The organism is Rhodococcus sp. RD6.2, assembly GCF_001040705.1.
Lineage (GTDB): Bacteria > Actinomycetota > Actinomycetes > Mycobacteriales > Mycobacteriaceae > Rhodococcus_G.
Window position 1 is genome coordinate 449,825 of record NZ_CVQP01000001.1, and the last position, 19,504, is coordinate 469,328.

General features: G+C 70.8%; 11 protein-coding genes. 6 read left to right on the forward strand and 5 right to left on the reverse strand.

Features of this window, described 5'->3' with window-relative positions:
- Positions 1–45 precede the first annotated feature (45 nt).
- Positions 46–420, reverse strand: a complete 375-nt coding sequence (locus RHCRD62_RS02055) for a hypothetical protein (protein WP_050062979.1) — start codon at positions 418–420, stop codon at positions 46–48.
- Positions 421–459: 39 nt separating this feature from the next.
- Entirely contained in the window at positions 460–909 is a 450-nt protein-coding gene (locus RHCRD62_RS02060; RefSeq protein ID WP_050062980.1) for a limonene-1,2-epoxide hydrolase family protein, read from the reverse strand.
- Between the two features lie 83 nt (positions 910–992).
- On the opposite strand from RHCRD62_RS02060, the gene RHCRD62_RS02065 reads away from it, so the two are divergent.
- Positions 993–1,646: a L,D-transpeptidase family protein gene (locus tag RHCRD62_RS02065; RefSeq protein ID WP_172670986.1), complete on the forward strand. Its 654-nt coding sequence runs from the start codon at positions 993–995 to the stop codon at positions 1,644–1,646.
- 24 nt (positions 1,647–1,670) lie between these two features.
- Here the strand turns inward: RHCRD62_RS02065 and RHCRD62_RS02070 are convergent, their stop codons facing one another.
- Positions 1,671–3,311 carry a (2,3-dihydroxybenzoyl)adenylate synthase gene (locus RHCRD62_RS02070; RefSeq protein ID WP_050062982.1) on the reverse strand — a complete coding sequence of 547 codons (1,641 nt, stop codon included), beginning with the start codon at positions 3,309–3,311 and terminating at the stop codon, positions 1,671–1,673.
- A gap of 67 nt (positions 3,312–3,378) precedes the next feature.
- Here RHCRD62_RS02070 and RHCRD62_RS02075 point away from each other — a divergent pair, with 67 nt between their 5' ends.
- Together RHCRD62_RS02075 and RHCRD62_RS02080 are read left to right on the forward strand one after the other, a co-directional pair.
- Positions 3,379–4,152 carry a 2,3-dihydro-2,3-dihydroxybenzoate dehydrogenase gene (locus RHCRD62_RS02075; RefSeq protein WP_050062983.1) on the forward strand — a complete coding sequence of 258 codons (774 nt, stop codon included), beginning with the start codon at positions 3,379–3,381 and terminating at the stop codon, positions 4,150–4,152.
- 48 nt (positions 4,153–4,200) lie between these two features.
- Entirely contained in the window at positions 4,201–4,881 is a 681-nt protein-coding gene (locus tag RHCRD62_RS02080; RefSeq protein WP_050062984.1) for an isochorismatase family protein, read from the forward strand.
- Between the two features lie 18 nt (positions 4,882–4,899).
- Here the strand turns inward: RHCRD62_RS02080 and RHCRD62_RS02085 are convergent, their stop codons facing one another.
- Positions 4,900–6,036 carry an isochorismate synthase gene (locus RHCRD62_RS02085; protein WP_050062985.1) on the reverse strand — a complete coding sequence of 379 codons (1,137 nt, stop codon included), beginning with the start codon at positions 6,034–6,036 and terminating at the stop codon, positions 4,900–4,902.
- 75 nt (positions 6,037–6,111) lie between these two features.
- Between RHCRD62_RS02085 and panD the strand changes: the two genes are divergently transcribed.
- Entirely contained in the window at positions 6,112–6,519 is a 408-nt protein-coding gene (gene panD / locus RHCRD62_RS02090) for an aspartate 1-decarboxylase (RefSeq protein WP_050062986.1), read from the forward strand.
- Between the two features lie 30 nt (positions 6,520–6,549).
- On the opposite strand, the gene RHCRD62_RS02095 is transcribed toward panD, so the two are convergent.
- The gene (locus tag RHCRD62_RS02095; protein ID WP_050062987.1) at positions 6,550–7,422 is read right to left on the reverse strand and encodes a siderophore-interacting protein; all 873 of its coding nucleotides are present in this window, start codon (positions 7,420–7,422) and stop codon (positions 6,550–6,552) included.
- Positions 7,423–7,625: 203 nt separating this feature from the next.
- Here RHCRD62_RS02095 and RHCRD62_RS02100 point away from each other — a divergent pair, with 203 nt between their 5' ends.
- Together RHCRD62_RS02100 and RHCRD62_RS02105 are read left to right on the forward strand one after the other, a co-directional pair.
- Positions 7,626–8,750 carry an alpha/beta hydrolase family protein gene (locus RHCRD62_RS02100; RefSeq protein WP_050062988.1) on the forward strand — a complete coding sequence of 375 codons (1,125 nt, stop codon included), beginning with the start codon at positions 7,626–7,628 and terminating at the stop codon, positions 8,748–8,750.
- A gap of 134 nt (positions 8,751–8,884) precedes the next feature.
- Positions 8,885–19,453, forward strand: a complete 10,569-nt coding sequence (locus tag RHCRD62_RS02105; RefSeq protein ID WP_157050774.1) for a non-ribosomal peptide synthetase — start codon at positions 8,885–8,887, stop codon at positions 19,451–19,453.
- The last annotated feature ends 51 nt before the right edge of the window (positions 19,454–19,504 follow it).

Sequence of the window (19,504 nt, forward strand, 5' to 3'; positions counted from 1 at the left end):
TGCGCGAACCAGGGTTTCGCCGCTGATGATCCGAAGGGTTCCCACCTACTCTTGTTGCCGTTCGGCGGCGACGGCAAGGGCCCTGTCGAAGGTGTGGACGAGCACGGACCGGCGCGCGACCTTGTGGTCAGGGTCCGGCTCGAGTCCGTCGATGTATCCGTCCCACACGCGCAGGTATCGGTCCCGCCAGTCGGTCAGCACGGTCGTCGAGGGAAAGGTCACACCGACTCGCTGTGTCTCGGCGATATCGGTGAGGATCTCGAGCCAGGCAGGCACCATGTTCCCGCCCCACTCGTCCGGCTCCAGGTTCGAGTCGTCCTCGAACTCGGTGGTGATGTCGTCGAGAATCCTGCCGGTCAGCTCTCCCAGCCCGTCCGCGACCGTGTCGCTGTCGAAGTTCCCCGAGCCCCAGACGCCCATGTCACACTCCCGTTCGTTCGCGTCGATTGCCGCCGTCCATCACGCACCCAGGTAGCCGGACGAGCGGCCGCCGCGACGACCGAGAACCAGGCGTCCGACGCCAACGGCCAAGCCGCGCAGCATGTCCCGCATACTGAAGTAGTCGCGCCAGACGGCGACCTTGCCGTCGCGCAGTTCGAACGTGCCGCACACCCAGAACTCGAGGGTGACCGGGCCGAGGGCGAGCAGGTCGGTGCGTTCGGTCAGGACCACGCTCCCGTCCGAGGCCACGTTGTGCAGGATCACGTCGAAGCGCATCCAGGGGAGTGCAAGTCCGCGGAGTGTGCGAATGGCGCGGGCGCCACGCAGCGGGGGCACCCCCACGTTGTGCCACACCAGGTCGTCGGTGGTGAGGGCCACTGCGGCGTCGACGTCGGAGTGCGCGAGCGCGGTCAGGAAGCGTTCGACCACCGCGATGGAAGCGGTTGCGTCGAGGTCGGTCGAGGTCATGGATCCTCCGTGGGTAGGGCGGTCAGAGTTGGGCCGATCCTGCCAGCGTTTGACCCCGGGGCCGCGACCGGTCACGATGTGGTGTGCGGAATGTGATGTCAGTCATATTTTCGACCGTTGTGGCGACGGTACTCGCCCTGCTGTGCGCGCCGTTCGCCGCAGCTCAGGGGCCGTGGTTCGCCGGCGAGGTCGGAGCCGCAACCCAGGTCGTTGCCGTCAACGGCACCAGCGGTTCCGGTGCGACCCTCGAGGCCTGGCAGCGTTCGCCGGTCGGCTGGCACCGCGTGTCCCCGTCGCTTCCCGCTCTGGTGGGCGAGTCGGGTTTCACCGAGAAGGCCCGCGACGGCGTTCCGGCCACCCCGACCGGGGTGTTCAGCCTGGACGAGGCGTTCGGCACCGCACCCTCGCCCGGTGGTGGACTGCCCTATCGGACCGTCGGAGCGGACGACTGGTGGGACGGCGACCCGAACAGCCCCACGTTCAACACCCACCAGGTCTGCGAGCCGGGATCGTGTGCGTTCGACGAGGACGCCGCCGAACAGCTGCAGATCCCCGAGTACCGCTACGCGGTGACGATGGGCGTCAACAAGGCGCGGGTGCCCGGCGACGGCGGCGCGTTCTTCCTTCACGTCACCAACGGTGAGCCCACTCTCGGGTGCGTCGCCATCGACGAGGCGGCGCTGGTGTGGCTGATCCGGTGGTTGCAGCCCGGCGCGGTCATTGCCATCGAGCGCTGACCGACCACCACCCGGCTCGGGCGGTCAGCGACCCGTCAGCGCTCTGCGCAACTCCTTGCGGCTGGTCTTGCCGACGCCGGTTTCGGGGAACGCGTCCAGAACCTGCACCTTGTCGGGGATCTTCCATGCGGCCAGGCCGCGGTCCCGGACGAAGGCCCGGATCTGGCTCGTCCTGGGTGGATTGTCCTCGTCTGCGGCGAGGACGAACGCGCAGGTGCGTTCGCCGAGGTACTCGTCGGCGATCGCCACGACCACCGCGTCCCGGATCGAGGGATGAGCGAGGAGATGTTCCTCGACCTCCTCGGCGGACACCTTCTCGCCGCCCCGGTTGATCCGGTCGACGGCGCGCCCGCAGACGGTGATGTTGCCGCGCGCGTCGACGCGCACGATGTCGCCGGTCCGGTACCAGCCGTCGTCGGTGAACGAGCGGGCATTGGCGTCCGCATTCCGGTAGTAGCCGCGAATTGTGTAGGGGCCGTGGGTCATCAGTGATCCCTCGCTGCCCGCCGGGACGTCGACGTCGTTGTCGTCGACGACTCGGATCCGGTCCAGCGGCGACATCGGCCGCCCCTGGGTGGTGGTGACGACCTCGTCGGAGTCGTCGAGGTGGGTGTAGCAGACGAGGCCCTCGGCCATGCCGAACACCTGCTGCAGGCGGGCGCCGAGTGCGGGGCCGATGCGGGTGGCGAGCTCGTCGGGGCAGCGTGCCCCGCCGACCTGGACGGTGGCGAGGGTGGAGATGTCGTGGGGTTGTCCGCGCTCGGCGGATTCCGTCCACAACCGGGCCAGGGGCGGCACGAGCCCGGTCATCGTGACGCCGGCTCGTTCGATCATCGCGAAGGCGGTCGACGGGGCCGGGGAGGGTGTCAGCGCGATGGTGCCACCCGCGACGACGGCTCCGAGGATTCCCGGGGAGCTCATGGGAAAGTTGTGGGACACAGGAAGAGTCGCCATGTAGACGGTCTCCTCGGTGACGCCGCACACCTCGTTGCTGCGGACCACGCTGTAGAGGTAGTCGTCGTGCGTGCGGGGAATGAGCTTGGGTACGCCGGTGCTGCCGCCGGAGAGCTGCAGGAACGCGACCTCGCCGGGATCGGCTGTGGGGAACTCGCGGTCCTGGCCGCGAACCGTATCGAACGCGACCGTGCCCTCGGGGGCCACGGCGCCCGCGTCGGGGATGCAGACGATCGTGCGCAGCGAGGGCACGGCCGTTGCGACGTCGGCGGCGAGCGCGGCGTGGTCGAATCCCTCGTGATGGTGTGCCACGACGATGGCGACCGACTCGGAGGCCGCGGCCAGCGCGGTCAGCTCCGCGGAGCGGTGCGCGGGCAGGCAGAACACCGGTAGCGCGTCGATGCGGAACAGTGCGAAGACGGTGGCGACGTACTCGGCCCGGTTCGGCAGCTGGACCATCACGCGTTGCCGCGGTTCGATGCCGAGATCGAGGAGCCCGGCGGCGAGGGTGCGGACTCGGGCATCGAGCTCGGCGTAGGTCCACGAGGTGTCGGCGTCGATCACGGCGACGGTGTCCGCGCGCCGGGTCGCCGTGTCGCGCAGGATACGGTCGAACGTCGTTCCCGCCCAGATGCCTTCGCTTCGGTAGCGCGCTGCGTCGGTCTCCGGCCACCGGGTGAACTCGACAGGTCCGTTCGACTGCTCGGGCACCGCATCCCTTTCGCTTCGGGTGTGCCCTGCGGCGTCACCACCAAATCCGTAAGGGTAGCCTACGCTTATGGCTGTGGAGGGTGTGACCGGGCGTTCCGTACTCGTGACCGGTGCCGCGGGCGGCATCGGTGCCGCCGTCGCGCGGCTGCTCGAGTCGGTGGGTGCCACCGTCGCGCGATGGGACCTCGCCGGTGAGGCGGACGCCGACCTGCATGCGGGCGAGGCGCTCGCCGTCGACGTCACCGACATCGACGCCGTCGTGGCCGCCTATGACGCCACCGAGGCGGCCGTCGGGCCGATCGCGATCCTCGTCCATGCCGCGGGCGTCCTGCGCACCGGCTCCGGAATGGACCTGGGCGACGATTGGGACGCCTGCATGGCCGTCAACGCCACCGGAACCCGCAACGTCGCCGGTGAGGCGGCGCGGCGCCTCATCGCGGCCGTGAGGGCCGGCGCGCAGCCCGGGGTGATCGTGGGGGTGTCGTCGAACGCGGCCGCGACCCCGCGGACGTCGATGGCCGCCTACGGCGCGTCGAAGGCGGCCGCGACGGCCTACCTGCGCAGCCTCGGGTTGGAACTCGCGCCGCACGGCATCCGGTGCAACGTGGTGTCGCCTGGCTCCACGGACACCCCGATGCTGCGCGGAATGTGGTCGGGTGACGACGAGTCGCCGGCAGTGATCGCGGGTGACGCGGCATCGTTCCGGCTCGGCATCCCACTAGGCCGCATCGCCCGGCCGGAGGACATCGCGCAGACCGTGCTGTTCCTGTGCTCGGACGCCGCCCGCCACGTCACGCTGCACGACCTCCGGGTCGACGGCGGAGCAACGCTCGACATGTGAACCGCCACATCAGAACTCACGCACCCAACGACGACAAGGAGTCACCGGATGGCCATCCCGCCCATCGCGCCGTACGACCTGCCGAGCCGCGACGAGGTACCCGCCGACCGTGTCGACTGGGCCTTGGACTCGTCTCGGTGCGCACTGTTGATCCACGACATGCAGAAGTACTTCATCGACGCGTACGAGCCGGGGACCGAGCCGATCACCTCGGTGATCGCGAACATCGCCGCCATCCGTGACGCCTGCACGCGGGCCGGGATTCCGGTCATCTACACGATGCAGCCGGGCGATCAGCACCCGTCGCGGCGCGGGATCCTCGCCGACTTCTGGGGTGTCGGCATGACGACCGGCCGCGACACCGAGGTCGTTGAGGAACTCGCCCCGCGTGGATCGGACATCCAGGTCACCAAGTGGCGGTACTCGGCGTTCCAGCGCACCGATCTGCGTCAGCTGCTCGGGCACTTCGGCCGCGACCAGCTGATCGTCACGGGCGTCTACGCGCACATGGGCTGCATGCTCAGCGCGACCGAGGCGTTCATGAGCGACGTCGCGCCGTTCCTGCTCGTGGACGCCACCGCGGACTTCACCCGAGACGAGCACCTGATGGCGTTGAACTACGTCGCCAAGCGTGCCGGTGTGGTGTCCACGACCGCAGACGTGGTCGCGGCGATCGACGCGACCACCACCGTGCCGGACCCGTCGGCGGAGGCGAACACAACGGCGTGAGTCTCCTGCCGTACGCGGTCAGGCGGTAACGCCCAGCGCGGCCATGATCGTCCCGAATTTCGTTGTGGTCTCGTCGAGTTCGGTCTCCGGATCGGACGCCGCGACGATGCCGCCGCCCGCGTGTGCGACGACGTGGAGTCCGTCTGCGGCGATCTGCGCGCCGCGAAGGGTGACCATCCACTCGCCGTCACCGGACGCGTCGGACCAGCCGACAGCGCCCGCGTAGAAGCCGCGGCTGCCCTCGAGTTCGAGGATCGTTCGCATCGCCTCGTCGGTCGGGGTTCCGCAGACGGCCGGCGTCGGGTGCACGGCGAGGGCGAGCTCCAGCGCGGTGACGGCGGGATCGCGCAGGGTCGCGCGCAGCGGAGTGCCCAGGTGCCACAGTTGCGGCGTCGTCGTGAGCACGGGTCCGTCGGGAACGACGATGTCGGTGCACAGCGGTGCAAGCGATTGCGTGAGTGACTCGATGACGTAGGCGTGCTCGGTGAGGTCCTTCGTCGACGCGGCGAGCGCGCGCCCGAGGGCGGCGTCACGGTCGGGGTCGGGGTCGCGGGGTGCGGAGCCGGCGAGGGGATGGCAGGTGACGGTGGTGCCCTGTCGACGGATCAGCACCTCGGGGCTCGAGCCGACGAGTCGCACACCGCGGTGGTCGTCTCCGGCCGGGCCGAGGTCGACGGAGTAGCCGTTCCCGGACGGATCGGCGGCCACGAGGCGGTCCAGGATCGCGCGATGATCGAGTGGCTCGGCGGCGTCCAGTTCGAGCGCGCGAGCGAGAACGACCTTGCGCAGCGATGTTTCGCGCAGACGCGTAACGGTGTCGGCGACGCGGCGGGTGTGCTCGGCCGGTGAGGGCACGTGCCTGCGGACGGTGACGGTGGGCACGGCAGGGCGGGAGGGGACCGGCAGTGGCGTGGTGGTGACGTCGAGTCGCCCGGGGACGGTCAGTGCGGCCGGTTCGCGGACATCGAAGGGAAGTGCCCCGACGATCGGCGCGCCTGCTCGCAGTCGGGCGACGGCGTGCGCGGGATCGGTGATCGCGTGGGTGACACCGCGGGCGGTCACCGTGCCGTGGGGTCTGGACAGGATGAAGTGGGGCTCTGCGGGCCCGGAAGGCTCGTGCGGTGTGGCCGCGTTCGTGGCCGTGCCGGTTGTCATTCTGTGTCCTCGCCGGGGTGGTCCTGAGGGCCAACCCCTGTCGCACTCTACTTCGCTTAGGCTAACCTACTGACCGTGAATCGCATCATGCTCTCCGGGAAGATCCACCGTGCCACTGTCACGCAGGCCGACCTGCACTACGTCGGATCGGTGACCATCGACGAAGACCTGATGGACGCCGCGGATCTGCTCGAAGGCGAGCAGGTGCACATCGTCGACATCGACAACGGCGCCCGCCTCGAGACCTATGCCATCGCCGGGGCTCGGGGCACCGGAGTGATCGGAATCAACGGTGCCGCAGCGCATCTGATCTCTCCCGGTGATCTGGTGATCATCATGGCCTACCGGCATGTCGACACCCGTGAGGCCGCGGACTTCGTTCCGCGGGTGGTGCACGTCGATGCGAGCAACACGATCGTCGAGCTCGGGATCGACCCCGCCGAGCCGGTGCCCGGCGCAACGGACCAGTTCGCCAGCCGCTGACCGTGATGGCCACCCGTCACCGGGTGGCCGTCAGTGGTGCTCGCGACGGCGGTGCTCCATCGACTCCACCGCCTGATCGCGCAGGGCGCGGACGCGTCCAAGGGCGCCGGTGACCGGGACCCGCCAGTAGCCGGACGCGTCGAGTTGGGCCTTCGGGATGCCTCGTTCCTTGGCCACCGCGCGCAGTTCCCGCACGATCGCGGCCTCGCCCGCGATCCACATCCACCCGTCTCCTGCCTGCGGGACGACACGACGCACCGCGTCCGCGAGGGCCTGGGCGTCGGACACCCCGGCCTGCCGATGCACCCACGTCACCCCGGCCAGATCGGACTGTTCCTCGGCGGGTCCGTCGACCAGGACGACCGCGTGCAGCGTCGCTGGGTCGTCGTGGGTCTCGACGTATCGGCCGATGGCGGGCAATGCCGTCTCGTCGCCTGCGAGCAGCCACCATTCCGCCCCGACCGGGGGAATGGTCGACACCTTCGGTCCGGCCAGGTGCAGGACGTCGCCCGGCTTCGCGTCACGCGCCCAGTTCCCCCCGACGCCGTGGCCGTGTACGACGAAGTCCAGATCGAGTTCGCCGGTGACGGCATCGAATCGGCGCACCGTGTACGCGCGGGCGACGGGTGCGGGCTTGCGCGGCCAGTGCAGGTGGCCGTCGTGCTGCTCGGGCAGGACCGGCTCGGTTTCGCCCTCCTCGGGCAGGAACACCTTCACGTAGTCGTCGGCGCCCTCGGTTCGGAACGGGGTGACGTCGAATTCTCCGGTGCGGAATGCGCCGAGCTGGTCGCCACCGACGGTGATCCGGCGCATCCGCGGGGTTACCTCGGTGGTGCGGATGACCCGGAGCTCACGCAGGACGATGGGGAGGTCGAGCCGCTGGGACGGCGTGGTCACCGGCATACGCTTGGTCCTTTCCAGAACTGGGATAGGTCATCCTAACTTCACGGGTGTCGTCCGTCCTGTGCCGGGGCACCGCAGGATGCACGGTCGGCGGGTGGTGGCGGGACTCCGGCTCCGCCGATCGGCACACCCCACATCGGGTGCCGGAGAAACTAGGGTCGACTCCCGAAAGCGTCACCACCTCAACGGAAGGTCTCGACCGAATGCGCCGTGTCAGTGGATTGTTCGCGGGAATCGCCGCAGTCGCCCTCGTTGCCGCCTCGGGCGGCGGGGCGGCTCATGCGCAGCCCGGGAACGTCGGTGACGCGGGCATCGTCGTCGCGAGCAATGCTGCGGACGCCTTCCTCCATGTCGAGGGGGCATCCGACAACCTCACCTTCACGTACCGAACCGCGGGAGCGGACGGACTGTCCACTGGGCAGGTGCTGGTGCCGGAGGGGGTCGCGCCCGAGGGAGGGTGGCCGATCGTGGCGTGGGCGCACGGCACCGTCGGTATGGCCGATCAGGACGCGCCCACCCGGTCCGGAGTGGTGTACCCCCTGTACCGCTCGCTGTTCGAGGACTGGCTGCGTCGCGGATTGATGGTCGTCGCGACCGACTACGCGGGACTCGGCACGCCGGGTCCGCATCCGTACCTGAACGCCGACATCGTCGCGAACAACATCGTCGACTCGGTCCGCGCTGCCCGGGAACTCTTCCCGAGCGCGTCGCGGCGCTGGGCGGTGGCCGGCCAGTCGCAGGGTGGTCACGCGGCGCTCGCGACGACCGTACGAGCGGAGGTGCTCGCGCCGGACCTGGACTTCCGGGGCACGTTCGCCAGCGGGGCACCGACGAATCTCGACCGGCTCGTCGGTCTCGCCGGTCCGGACTTTCCCGATGTGAAGCTGGACGGTGTCACGCTCTATCTGACGTACATCGCGGCGGGACTGCGCCAGGCCAGGCCCGACCTCGACGTCGACAGCTATCTCACCCCACGCGGCCGCGAACTCGTCGACGCCGCCGACGGCACGCCGCTCGCGCAGTTCAAGCCCCGCGCGAACCAGACCCCCGTCGGTGACCTGTTCTCCCGGCCGCTGGCGGGAACGCCCTTACCGCAGGCGGTCACCGAGTACTTGGGTGTTCCGACAACGGGATTCGACAAGCCGTTGATGATGGTTCAGGGCACGCAGGACCGGGTGGTGCCACCGCCGCTGGCCCTGTGGTTCGCCGCCGAGCTCGCGCTCTCGGGCGAGCAGTTGACCCTCCGGCTCCCGGGCGCCGGTCATGTCGACGGTCTCGCGCAGTCGGCGCCCGAGGTCGGGGACTTCCTCGATCGCATCCTCCACTGAGCCGGGGGCGGGTACCAGCGACCGGCACGCCTCAACGCCTCTATAGAATAGGCTAACCTAACTATTTTGGCCTGCCGTGTGTGCGGACAGGCGGGCGCGTCGAGTGTGATGAGGAGTCGTCGGTGGAGTCGAGCATGAAGCACGCCCTGTCGGCCGCGCAGGCGGGGATGTGGTTCGCTCAGCAGCTCGATCCGGAGAATCCGGCCTTCGTCACCGGCCAGTGCATCGACATCGTCGGCCCGGTCGACGCCGCGACCCTCGCGTGCGCCGTCGACCTGGTGGTGGCCCAGTCTCCGGAGTTGCGGACGCGCATCGACGTCGTCGACGGGGAGGTCGTCCAGGTTCCCGGCGGCGCGGTGGTGCCGTCCACGCCGGTCGTCACGTCCGCGGGCATCGAGGTGGCGCTCGGCGAGATGCGGGCACAGCTGAGGCAGCCGATCGACCTCACCGCGCAGCCGGGCTACCGCGCGACGGTTCACGTGCTCGGACCCGATCACCTGGCGCTGTTCCACCGGGCCCATCACGTACTTCTCGACGTCTACGGATACAGCCTGCTCGGTCGCCGGATCGCCGCCGTGTACAACGCGCTCGCCGCAGGCGCCGAGCCGCCCGCACCGCGGTTCGACCCCGTCACGAAGGTGATCGCCGCGGGCGACGAGTATGCCGAATCCGCTGTCGCCGAAGCGGACCGCGACTTCTGGGTCGCGGAACTGCGAGGCGCGCCGGACTCGATCAGTCCCGCGCTCACGCCACCGCCGTCCGCGTCGGCGGTGGCGCGGGAGCTGCGCGGCCGGACCGTCACCGTCGATGCCGGGGCTGCCGACCGCCTGGACGCCGTTGGCCGGGCCGCGGGCGGCGGCTGGGCCGACGCGGTGACCGCCGTCATCGCCGGGTATCTGGCGCGGGTCACCGGGGAACTCGATGTGACGCTGGGGTTCCCGGCGATGAACCGGCTGGGGACCGCGGCGGCCAAGGTGCTGACGACCGCGGTGAACGTGGTCCCGCTCCGCGTGTCCGTCGACCCGGGCGCAGGCATCGCGGCGCTGACCGACTCCGTCCGGGCCGCCGTCGCCCGCACCGCCCTCCACGCCCGGCGCCGCGCGGAGGACATTCATCGCGCCCTCCGGCTCCCGGCTGCCGCGGCGGGTCCGGTCGGCCCGACCGTCAACATCAAGCCGTTCGGCGACACGCTGCGCTTCACCGGTGCCACCGCGACCGTGCACTCCCTGGCGCGCGGGCCGGTCCGGGACATCGCCTTCGTGGTGCGCCGCCTCGACGACACTCGTGCGCTCGAGATCCAGATCGACGCCGACGCCGACCGCTACACCGACGCCGACCTCGATCGGCTCGTCGCGGGACTCACGCGACTGGTCGACGCTGCGACCGTCGACGGGCCTGCGCTGGCTCGGGTGCAGCTGCTCGACGTCGAGTCGGAACGAGAACTGGCCGAGTGGGCGGGCACGGTCGCCGTCGACGACAGCCGCGACGTCCTGGCCCGATTCGACGAGCAGGTCGCGGCGCGTCCCGATGCGCTCGCGCTCGTCGCGGGCGACGATCGGCTCACCTACCGGGAACTCGCCGACCGAGTCGACACGCTCGCCGCCGAGCTGACGGCCAGGGGAGCGGTGCGGGAATCCCTGGTTGCGCTGGCGCTGCCCCGCACCGCCGACGTCGTGGTCGCCCTGCTCGCGGTGCTGCGCACCGGTGCCGGCTACGTGCCGCTCGATCCGCAGTTCCCGACGTCGCGGCTCGACTACATGCTCGCCGATGCGCGTCCCGCGATCCTGCTGACGACCGCGGGATTCACCGATCGGGTGGCGGTCCCCACGGGGACCGTCGTCGCGACGGTCACCGGCGGGCTCGCGTCCTGGGTGGAATCCGCCGAGACGGCGCCCTCCGGGCGTGCTGCCGCAGCACCGGAGAACACCGCCTACGTGATCTACACGTCCGGTTCCACGGGAAACCCGAAGGGCGTCGTCCTCGACCGTCGAGCACTGTCGCGCTTCGTCGACACCGCCGCCGACCTCGCCGGAATCGATTCCACAACACGACTTCTCGCGGTGACGACCCTGTCCTTCGACATCGCCGTGCTCGAACTGTTCGTCCCGCTGAGTGTGGGCGGCGCGGTCGTGCTCGCCGACGAGGACTCCGCCCGCGATCCCTCCGCGCTCGCACACCTGATCGCGGCGGAATCCGTCACCGCGATGCAGGCGACGCCGTCGCTGTGGGGTGCGGTGCTCGAACATCCCGCGGTGGACCTGACGTCCGTTGCGGTCCTGGTCGGCGGCGAGGCGCTGCCGATGCCGGTCGCCGCGGGGCTCTCGGCTCGCGCGCGGACCGTCACCAACATGTACGGCCCGACCGAGGCGACGGTGTGGTGCACGTCCGCGCCGGTCCCCGCGGACCGGGAATGGTCCGGCTCCATCGGCTCGCCCTTCCCCGGAACCGCCGCCGTCGTCCTCGACCGGTTCCTGCAACCCGTCCCGGCGGGCGTCGTCGGCGAGTTGTACATCGCCGGGCCGCAACTGGCCCGCGGATACCGGGGCCGACCGGACCTCACCGCCTCCCGGTTCGTCGCCGACCCGGCCGGTCGCGGTCGCCTCTACCGCACCGGCGACCTGGTGCGCTGGAGCAGGGACGGGGCTCTCGAGTACCTCGGCCGCGGCGACGACCAGGTGAAGGTGCGGGGGCATCGGATCGAACTCGGCGAGATCGAGACCGTCGCGGCAGGGCTCGACGCCGTGTCCGCGGCCGTCGCGGTGGCGCGGCCGGACGCGACGGGCGCGCTGCATCTCGCTGCCTACGTGACGCCCGCCGACGGCGCGAGTGTTGACACCGACGCGTTGCGGGCGCATCTCGCCGCTGCGTTGCCGGAGTACATGGTTCCCTCGGCGCTCGTCGTGCTGGACGAGTTCCCGCTCACCCCGAACCTCAAGATCGACCGGAAGGCGTTGCCGGAACCCGATTTCGGTGCCATCGACACGGGCCGGAGCGCGCGGACGGCTTCCGAGCGTGCTGTGGCGGCGATGTTCGCGGAACTGCTCGGACTCGGCGATCCGGGTGTCGACGCCGACTTCTTCACACTCGGCGGAACGTCGCTGTCGGCGACGCGACTGCTGGCGAGGATCGCGGGCACCCTCGGTGTGAGCCTGTCGCTGCGCGAGGTGTTCGACGCCCCGACCGTCGCCGGTCTCGCGGCCGTCGTCGACTCGGCGACCCCGGCGCTTCCCGCTGTGACGCCCGTGCCCCGCACGGAGGAGATGCCGCTGTCGGCGGCCCAGCAGCGACTGTGGTTCCTGCACCGGGCACACGGTCCGTCCGCGACCTACAACGTCCCCTTCGTCCTGCGGATCTCGGGCACCGTCGACGTGGACGCACTGCATCGCGCACTCGCCGCGGTCGTCGCGCGACACGAGGTGTTGCGTTCGGTCGTCGTGGATTCCGCAGGGGTCGGTGTCGCCCGCATCCTGCCCCCGGCCACGGTGGTGCCGACCGTCGTTGCCGATGTCACCGAGACAGAACTGGAGTCGGTGCTGCGAGACGCGGCCCGTGCGCCGTTCGACCTCACCACCGAGATCCCGATTCGCGCGCATCTGCTGCGCACCGCTCCCGAAGCCGCCGTCCTGCTGCTGGTGATCCACCACCTTGCCGGCGACGAGTGGTCGGCGGGTCCGCTGCTACGGGACCTGGCGACGGCGTATTCGGGTGGCGACCTGCCGGACGACGCCGGGCGCATCCAGTACGCCGACTATGCCGCCTGGCAGGCCGGAAATCCGGAACCGGCTGCTGCGCTGGGCTTCTGGCGCAGAGAGCTCGCGGGGGTGCCCGAGGAGCTGGCGCTGCCGCGTGACCGCACCCGGCCCGCCACCTCGACCCAGCGCGGCGCGGACGTCTGGCTCCACCTGGGTGCGGACGTGATCGACGGACTGCGCGCCCGCGCCGCCGGCACTGGAACCTCGATGTTCATGACGGTGCAGGCTGCCGTCGCGCTCCTGCTCGCGCGGCTCGGTGGGGGAGACGACATCGTGCTCGGCGCACCCGTCGCGGGCCGCGGCGCTGCTGGTGTCGAGGATGTCGTCGGTCTGTTCGTCGACACCCTCGCGCTTCGCGTCGACCTGTCCGGCGACCCGACCGTCACCGAAGTCCTCGACCGGGTGCGTCGCACCGACCTCGACGCGTTCGCGCATCAGGACGCACAGTTCGAGGACGTCGTGGACGCGGCCGGAGTGACGCGGTCGCTGTCGCGTCACCCGCTGTTCCAGACCCTCGTGCAGCACCGCACGCCGCATGTCGCTCCGCCGTTCGCGGGCCTCGATGTCGAACCGTCGTACCTGTCCACGGGGACCGCGAAGTTCGACCTCACCTTCGAATTCGTCGAACTGCCGGAGGGTCTCGACGTCCGGGTCGAGTACGCGCTCGACCTGTTCGACCGCGACACCGTCGAAGCGATCGCGCAGCGACTCACCGCGGTTCTCGACGCGGTCGCCGGTTCCGGCGACCCCGCCGTGCACGCGGTGGACGTGCTGCTTCCCGCCGAGCGGGACGCGCTGTCGGGGCCGGCGACGCCGTCGGTGTCGATGCAATTGCTGCCGGACGTGCTCGCCGCGGCCGACCGCGAGTTCGCGGACCGCGTCGCGTTGGTCGCGGATGCCGCCGAGTTCACCTACGCCGACCTCTCGGCCCGCGTGAACCGGCTGGCACGTGGGCTCATCGACCGCGGCGTCGGACCGGACACCATCGTTGCGGTCGCCGCGACGCGCACCGCCGCGACGGTGGTCGCGCTGCGTGCGGTGATCGCGGCGGGCGCTGCGTACCTGCCGGTGGACCCGTCCTACCCGGCCACTCGGATCGAGCACATGCTCACCGACGCCGTTCCCACACTGGTTCTCACCGACGCGGAGGCCGCCGCGGCGGTGTCGCCGCTGGTGTCGACGTCGCCGGTGGTCACGATCGCGGACCTCGAAGCCGACGCCGCCGAGCGGTCGATCGCCGAGATCGACGACACCGAGCGGATCACCTCCCTGCACGGAGCGAACCTCGCGTACGTGGTGTACACCTCGGGTTCCACGGGCGTGCCGAAGGGTGTCCCGGGAACCGTTGCTGCACTGACGAATCGGATACTGTGGCAGCGCGATCTTCCCGTCGCCGGTGACGTTCGCCTCGCGAAGTCGTCGCTCAGCTTCATCGACGGTTCCACCGAACTGCTCGCAGGCCTGCTCTCGGGAACGCGCCTGGTCCTCGCCGACGACGCGGCCGCGAAGGATCCCGGTGCGATGGCCGCCCTCGTCGCGGCACACGGCGTCACCCAGGTGACCGCGGTGCCCAGCCTGGCCGCCGCGCTCGTCGAAGCGGGAGCCCACGTACCCACCTGGTTCCTCAGCGGCGAACCCCTCGAACCTCGGGTGATCGACGCACTCACCGGCGACGTGAACGCCCGAGTGTCGGTCTACAACTCGTACGGTTCCTCCGAGGTCGCGGGCGACGTCAACGTGTGGGCCGCGGACGGCCCACAGGTACTGATCGGCGCGGCCGTTCCCGGTGTCACGGAGTACGTCCTCGACACCCGCCTGCAGCCCGTCCCGGACGGTGTGGTCGGCGAACTCCACGTGGGCGGAGTGCAACTCGCGCGTGGCTACCTCGGCAGGCCGGGGCTCACCGTCGCCCGGTTCGTCGCGAACCCGTTCGGGGGCGGTCGCCTGTTCCGCACCGGCGACCTCGTCCGGCGCACCCGCACCGGCGAACTCGCGTTCGTCTCCCGCGCCGACAGCCAGATGAGCCTGCACGGGTTCCGCATCGAGCCGGGCGAGGTGGAAGCGGCGCTGGCCGCGCACCCCGACGTCGAACGGGCAGTGGTGATGGTTCGGGCGGGCGCATCCGGTGCGGACCAGCTCGTCGGCTACGTGGCAGGTGATGCGAACCTCGCAGGCGACGACCTCCGGATGCACCTGCGGGACCGCCTGCCGGACTACATGATTCCCGCCGCGTTCGTGGTGCTCGGCGAGTTCCCGACGTTGCCCAACGGGAAGGTGGACCGTGACGCGCTGCCCGCACCGTCCCGGGACGTGGCGCGCCGCGAACCGGCCACAGACGCCGAGCGCGACGTCTGCGACGCCGTCGCGGAGCTCCTCGGTCTGAGTTCGGTCGGTCCCGACGAGGATTTCTTCGCGCTCGGCGGCAACTCACTGCTCGCGACGCGGCTCTCCTTCGCCATCCGGGCCCGGCTGGGTCGAGAGGTGGGCATCCGGGAGATCTTCGATCTGCGGACGCCCGCGCGGCTGGCCGCCGCGGCGACCGCGCCGAGCACCCGAATTCCACTGGTGCGCGGTGAACACGCCGACCTCGTTCCGATGTCGGCGGCGCAGGGTCGGCTGTGGTTCCTGTTCCAACTCGAAGGAGCCGGCCCCACCTACAACATTCCGTTCACGATGCGGCTGCGCGGCAGGGTCGACGCGGACGCCCTGCGCGGAGCCCTCGCGCATCTGCTCGCCGTGCACGAGAGCCTGCGCACGGTGTTCGCCTCCGGCGACGGACACATCGGGTACCAGCGTGTCCTCGACATCGACGAGTGCGAGATTCCTCTCGCGGTCGACGACGTCGACGCCGCCGACCTCGATGCGCGGCTGGTCGACGCGACCACGTACGCCTTCGACATCACAGCCGAACTGCCGCTGCGCGCCGTGCTGCTGCGGACCGCTCCCGACGACGCACATCTGATGCTGCTGGTGCACCACATCGCCGCCGACGAATGGTCGGCGCGCCCCCTGATCGCGGACCTCGCGGCCGCGTACTCGCACCTCTCGGGATCGGATGTGGCTTTGCCGCAGCAGCTTCCGGTGCAGTACCGCGACTTCAGTGTGTGGCAGCCGCAGGTGTTGGGCGATCCGACGGAGGCCGGCTCCCCGGTGGCAACCCAGCTCGACCACTGGACGGCGGTCCTCGCAGGCCAACCCGAGGAACTGACCCTGCCCCGGGACCGGCCCCGTCCCGCCGTCGCCGGCTACCGCGGATCGGCGGTCGGGTTCACCCTCGACTCCGACATCGCACGGTCCCTGGCCGCGGTCGCCGCGGACTCCGGCGCCACGATGTTCATGCTCACCCATGCCGCGGTCGCGGTGTTGCTGCGTGAACTCGGTGCCGGCGACGACATCGTCGTCGGCTCGCCGGTCGCGGGCCGCGCCGACGTCGCATTGGAGCGGGTGGTCGGATTCTTCGTCAACACGCTGGTCCTGCGGACCGACCTGAGTGGCGATCCCACGTTCGCGCAGCTGCTGCGCCGCGTCCGCGACGCGGACCTGGACGCCTATGCGCACCAGGATGTTCCGTTCGAGGTGCTGGTCGAGCGGATGGCCCCGGCGCGCTCGCTGTCGCGTCAGCCCCTGTTCCAGGTGCTCGTGCAGTACCGCGACCCGATCGACCCGGTGACGATGACCGGACTGGACGTGGCGCCGGTGTTCGTGGAAACGGGCACGTCGAAGTTCGACCTGACCTTCGAGCTCGCCGCCGCGGACGACGGGGGAGTCCGCGGCCGCATCGAGTATGCAAGCGACCTGTTCGACCACGCGACCGTCCAGTCGTTCGCGGACAGGCTGACGCTGTTGCTCGAACAGATCGCGGCGCACCCGGAGTCGGCACTGTCGAGCCTCGACCTGTTGACCTACGCCGACCGGGCTGCGCTCGCCGCCGCGGAGCCGGGACGCACCGTGGGCGTCGAGGAGTCGACCCTGCCCGAGCTGTTCGCCGGCCAGGCCGCCGCGACTCCCGACGCGCTCGCCCTGGTCGTCGACGACACCGGACAGGAGTGGACCTACGGGCAGCTCGACCGGGCCGCCTCGGCGCTGGCCTCGCACCTGAAGGGAGCAGCGGGCGGCGTGGTCGCCGTCTCGGTGCGACGCAGTGCGGCGCTCGTGGTCGCCCTGCTCGCGATCCACCGGGCCGGAGCGGGATACCTGCCGCTCGACGACAGCTATCCCGCGGACCGGTTGTCCTACATGGTCGCCGACGCGCGACCGGCGCTGGTCCTGCTCGGTCCCGATGTGGCGCGCATCGACACCGATGCTCGGGTCATGGAGATCGATTCCGACGGGGCTGTTCTCGACGCGTCGGCGGAACCGGCCTCGGCGGTGCCCGTCCTCCCCGATTCGGCCGCGTACCTGCTTTACACCTCCGGGTCGACCGGGCGCCCGAAGGGCGTGGTCGTCAGCCACCGCGCCATCGTCAACCGCCTGGCCTGGATGCAGGCCGAGTACGGACTGACAGCAGCCGACCGCGTGTTGCAGAAGACGCCGTCCGGGTTCGACGTGTCGGTGTGGGAGTTCTTCTGGCCCCTGATCACCGGTGCCACGCTGGTGGTGGCGCGTCCGGACGGTCATCGCGATCCGCAGTACCTGCGGGAGGTCATCGCGCGACGAGGCGTCACCACGGCGCACTTCGTGCCGTCGATGCTCGCGGCGTTCCTCGACGGACTCGCCGATGCGGGCTCGGCCGGCGCGAGACCGGCGCTGGCGCGAGTCCTGTGCAGTGGTGAGGCACTGACCACGGAGCACCGCGACCGGTTCCACTCCCTGGTGGACGCGCCCCTGTTCAACCTGTACGGGCCCACCGAGGCGGCGGTCGACGTGACCGCGACGCCGGTTGCCGAGTGGGTCGGCGACGGCTCCGGGTCGGTGCCCATCGGTTCGCCGGTGTGGAACACGCGGGTGCTCGTCCTCGACGAGCGGCTGCGGCGGGTGGCGCCGGGGGTGACCGGCGAGCTGTACCTCGGCGGCGTCCAGCTGGCGCGCGGCTACCACGGTCGCCCGGCATTGACCGCGGACCGGTTCGTGGCCGATCCGTACGGCGCTCCGGGCGAGCGGCTCTACCGCACCGGCGATCTCGTGCGGTGGCGCAGCACGGGCTCGGGTTCCGATCCGGGCCTCGCACTCGACTATCTCGGCCGCGCGGACGGTCAGGTCAAGCTGCGCGGTCAGCGCGTCGAGCTCGGCGAGATCGAGTCCGTCCTGGCGGGGCACCCCGATGTCGCGCAGTCCGCGGCGCTGGTCCGCGCGGGACGCATCGACGCCTATGTCGTCCCCGCTCCGGGGCAGACGATCGCGACCCCGGAGCTGCTCGCCTTCGCGGCGCAGACCCTGCCGGAGCACATGCTGCCGACCGCCGTCGTGGTGCTGGGTGCGTTCCCGCTGTCGGCCAACGGAAAGCTGGACCGAAAGGCGTTGCCGGAACCGGCTCCTCCGGCGGAGGCGACGCGGCGGGCACCGGACGGACCGCGAGAGGCGGCGCTGTGCGAGCTCTACGCGGAGGCGTTGCGCGTCGACGAGGTGGGTGCCGATGACGACTTCTTCCTCCTCGGGGGCGACAGCATCATCTCCATTCAGGTGGTCAATGCCGCTGCGCGCCGTGGGATCACCTTCGGTCCGCGGGAGATCTTCCAGTGGCGTACCCCGGCGGCACTCGCGCGCGTCGCCGAGTTCGCTGATGCCGGTGCGGACTCCGATGCGGGTCCGGTGGACCCCACGGAATCGGGTGCGTTGCCGCTGACCGCGCTGGTGCACCGGGCCCGTGAGTCGGGCCGGGAGCCCGCCGGGATCGGTGCCGCCGTGACGGTCGAGACCGAGCCGGGCGCAACCCTCGAGCAGATGCAGGCGGCGGTCGACACGCTCGTCGCGACGCACGATGCACTACGGCTGGGATTGACGCGGGTGGCGTCGGTGCTGTGGTCGCTGGAGTCCCACGCCGCGTCCTCGGTTCCGGTGTCGCGCACCGAGTCGAACGGCGCACTGGCGCAACAGTGTTCCGATGCGGAGTGCAGCGCCATCGCGTCGCTCGAACCCGAGGCCGGTCTCGTGGTGGCCGCGACCTGGATCGACGGGGGCGAACATCCGGGCGCACTCGTCGTCGCGGTGCACCCGTTCGCCGCGGACAGCAGGTCGCTGGCGGTGCTCGCCGACGACCTGCGGGCACTGCTGAGGGGCGGGAAAGCGACGCGTCCCGCCGCGACCGCGTACGGGCTCGCGCACCGACTCAACGACCGCGCCCAGGACCCTGCCCTGATGGCGGAACTGACGCATTGGTCGCAGGTGCTGGCGCCGGGTGGCTCGCTTCGGGTCGGGGTGCCCGCGCTGCCCGCGCTCGTGCCGGATCGCGGGAGCGTCACGGCCGACGCGGTGTTCGGCGGCCATGGCATGGAACGCGAGGTCGTCGTCGTGGCGGCGGTCGCGGAGGCCCTGGCGCACTGGCGCGGCAGCGTTGCGGACCTCGTCGTCGAGGTTCGCCGTGACGCGCAGGGCGGTGTGGACGGCGATCCCGACGGCACCCGCACGGTCGGACCGTTCGAGGTCGGGGTTCCGGTGCGGGTCGGTGACGGTGACCTCGACACGGCTCGTGCGGCGCTCGCCGCGGCGCCGTCGGCGCTGGGCTACGGCATGCTCCGCTACCTGGGAGCGCAGACGGCGCCGGTGTTCGCGGCGTTGGCCCGGCCCGAGGTGAGTGTGCGCGTTGCGGACGTGAGCGATCCGGAGCAGGCGGTGGTCGATCCGAGGCCGATCGACGTGACCGTCGTGTTCGGCGGCGGTGTCGCGCGGGTCCGGGTGGAGCACGATGCGGTGCAGGTTCTGGCCGCGGACGCACGTGCGATCGCGGAAGGTGTCGCCGGGGCGTTGACCCAGTTCGATGCGGCGGGATTGAGTACCGCAGGGCAGTTTGGTTAGGCTAACCAGAACTAGCCGGTCGTGACGCCCGGCGCGGCCGAGACGTGGAGT

Bases quoted from the DNA above. Each gene is read 5' to 3' on its own strand.
- RHCRD62_RS02075 (WP_050062983.1), top strand. From the start codon at position 3,379: ATGGCTGTGGAGGGTGTGACCGGGCGTTCCGTACTCGTGACCGGTGCC.
- RHCRD62_RS02060 (WP_050062980.1), bottom strand. From the start codon at position 909: ATGACCTCGACCGACCTCGACGCAACCGCTTCCATCGCGGTGGTCGAA.
- RHCRD62_RS02100 (WP_050062988.1), top strand. From the start codon at position 7,626: ATGCGCCGTGTCAGTGGATTGTTCGCGGGAATCGCCGCAGTCGCCCTC.
- RHCRD62_RS02055 (WP_050062979.1), bottom strand. From the start codon at position 420: ATGGGCGTCTGGGGCTCGGGGAACTTCGACAGCGACACGGTCGCGGAC.
- RHCRD62_RS02085 (WP_050062985.1), bottom strand. From the start codon at position 6,036: ATGACAACCGGCACGGCCACGAACGCGGCCACACCGCACGAGCCTTCC.
- RHCRD62_RS02095 (WP_050062987.1), bottom strand. From the start codon at position 7,422: ATGCCGGTGACCACGCCGTCCCAGCGGCTCGACCTCCCCATCGTCCTG.
- RHCRD62_RS02080 (WP_050062984.1), top strand. From the start codon at position 4,201: ATGGCCATCCCGCCCATCGCGCCGTACGACCTGCCGAGCCGCGACGAG.
- RHCRD62_RS02105 (WP_157050774.1), top strand. From the start codon at position 8,885: ATGAAGCACGCCCTGTCGGCCGCGCAGGCGGGGATGTGGTTCGCTCAG.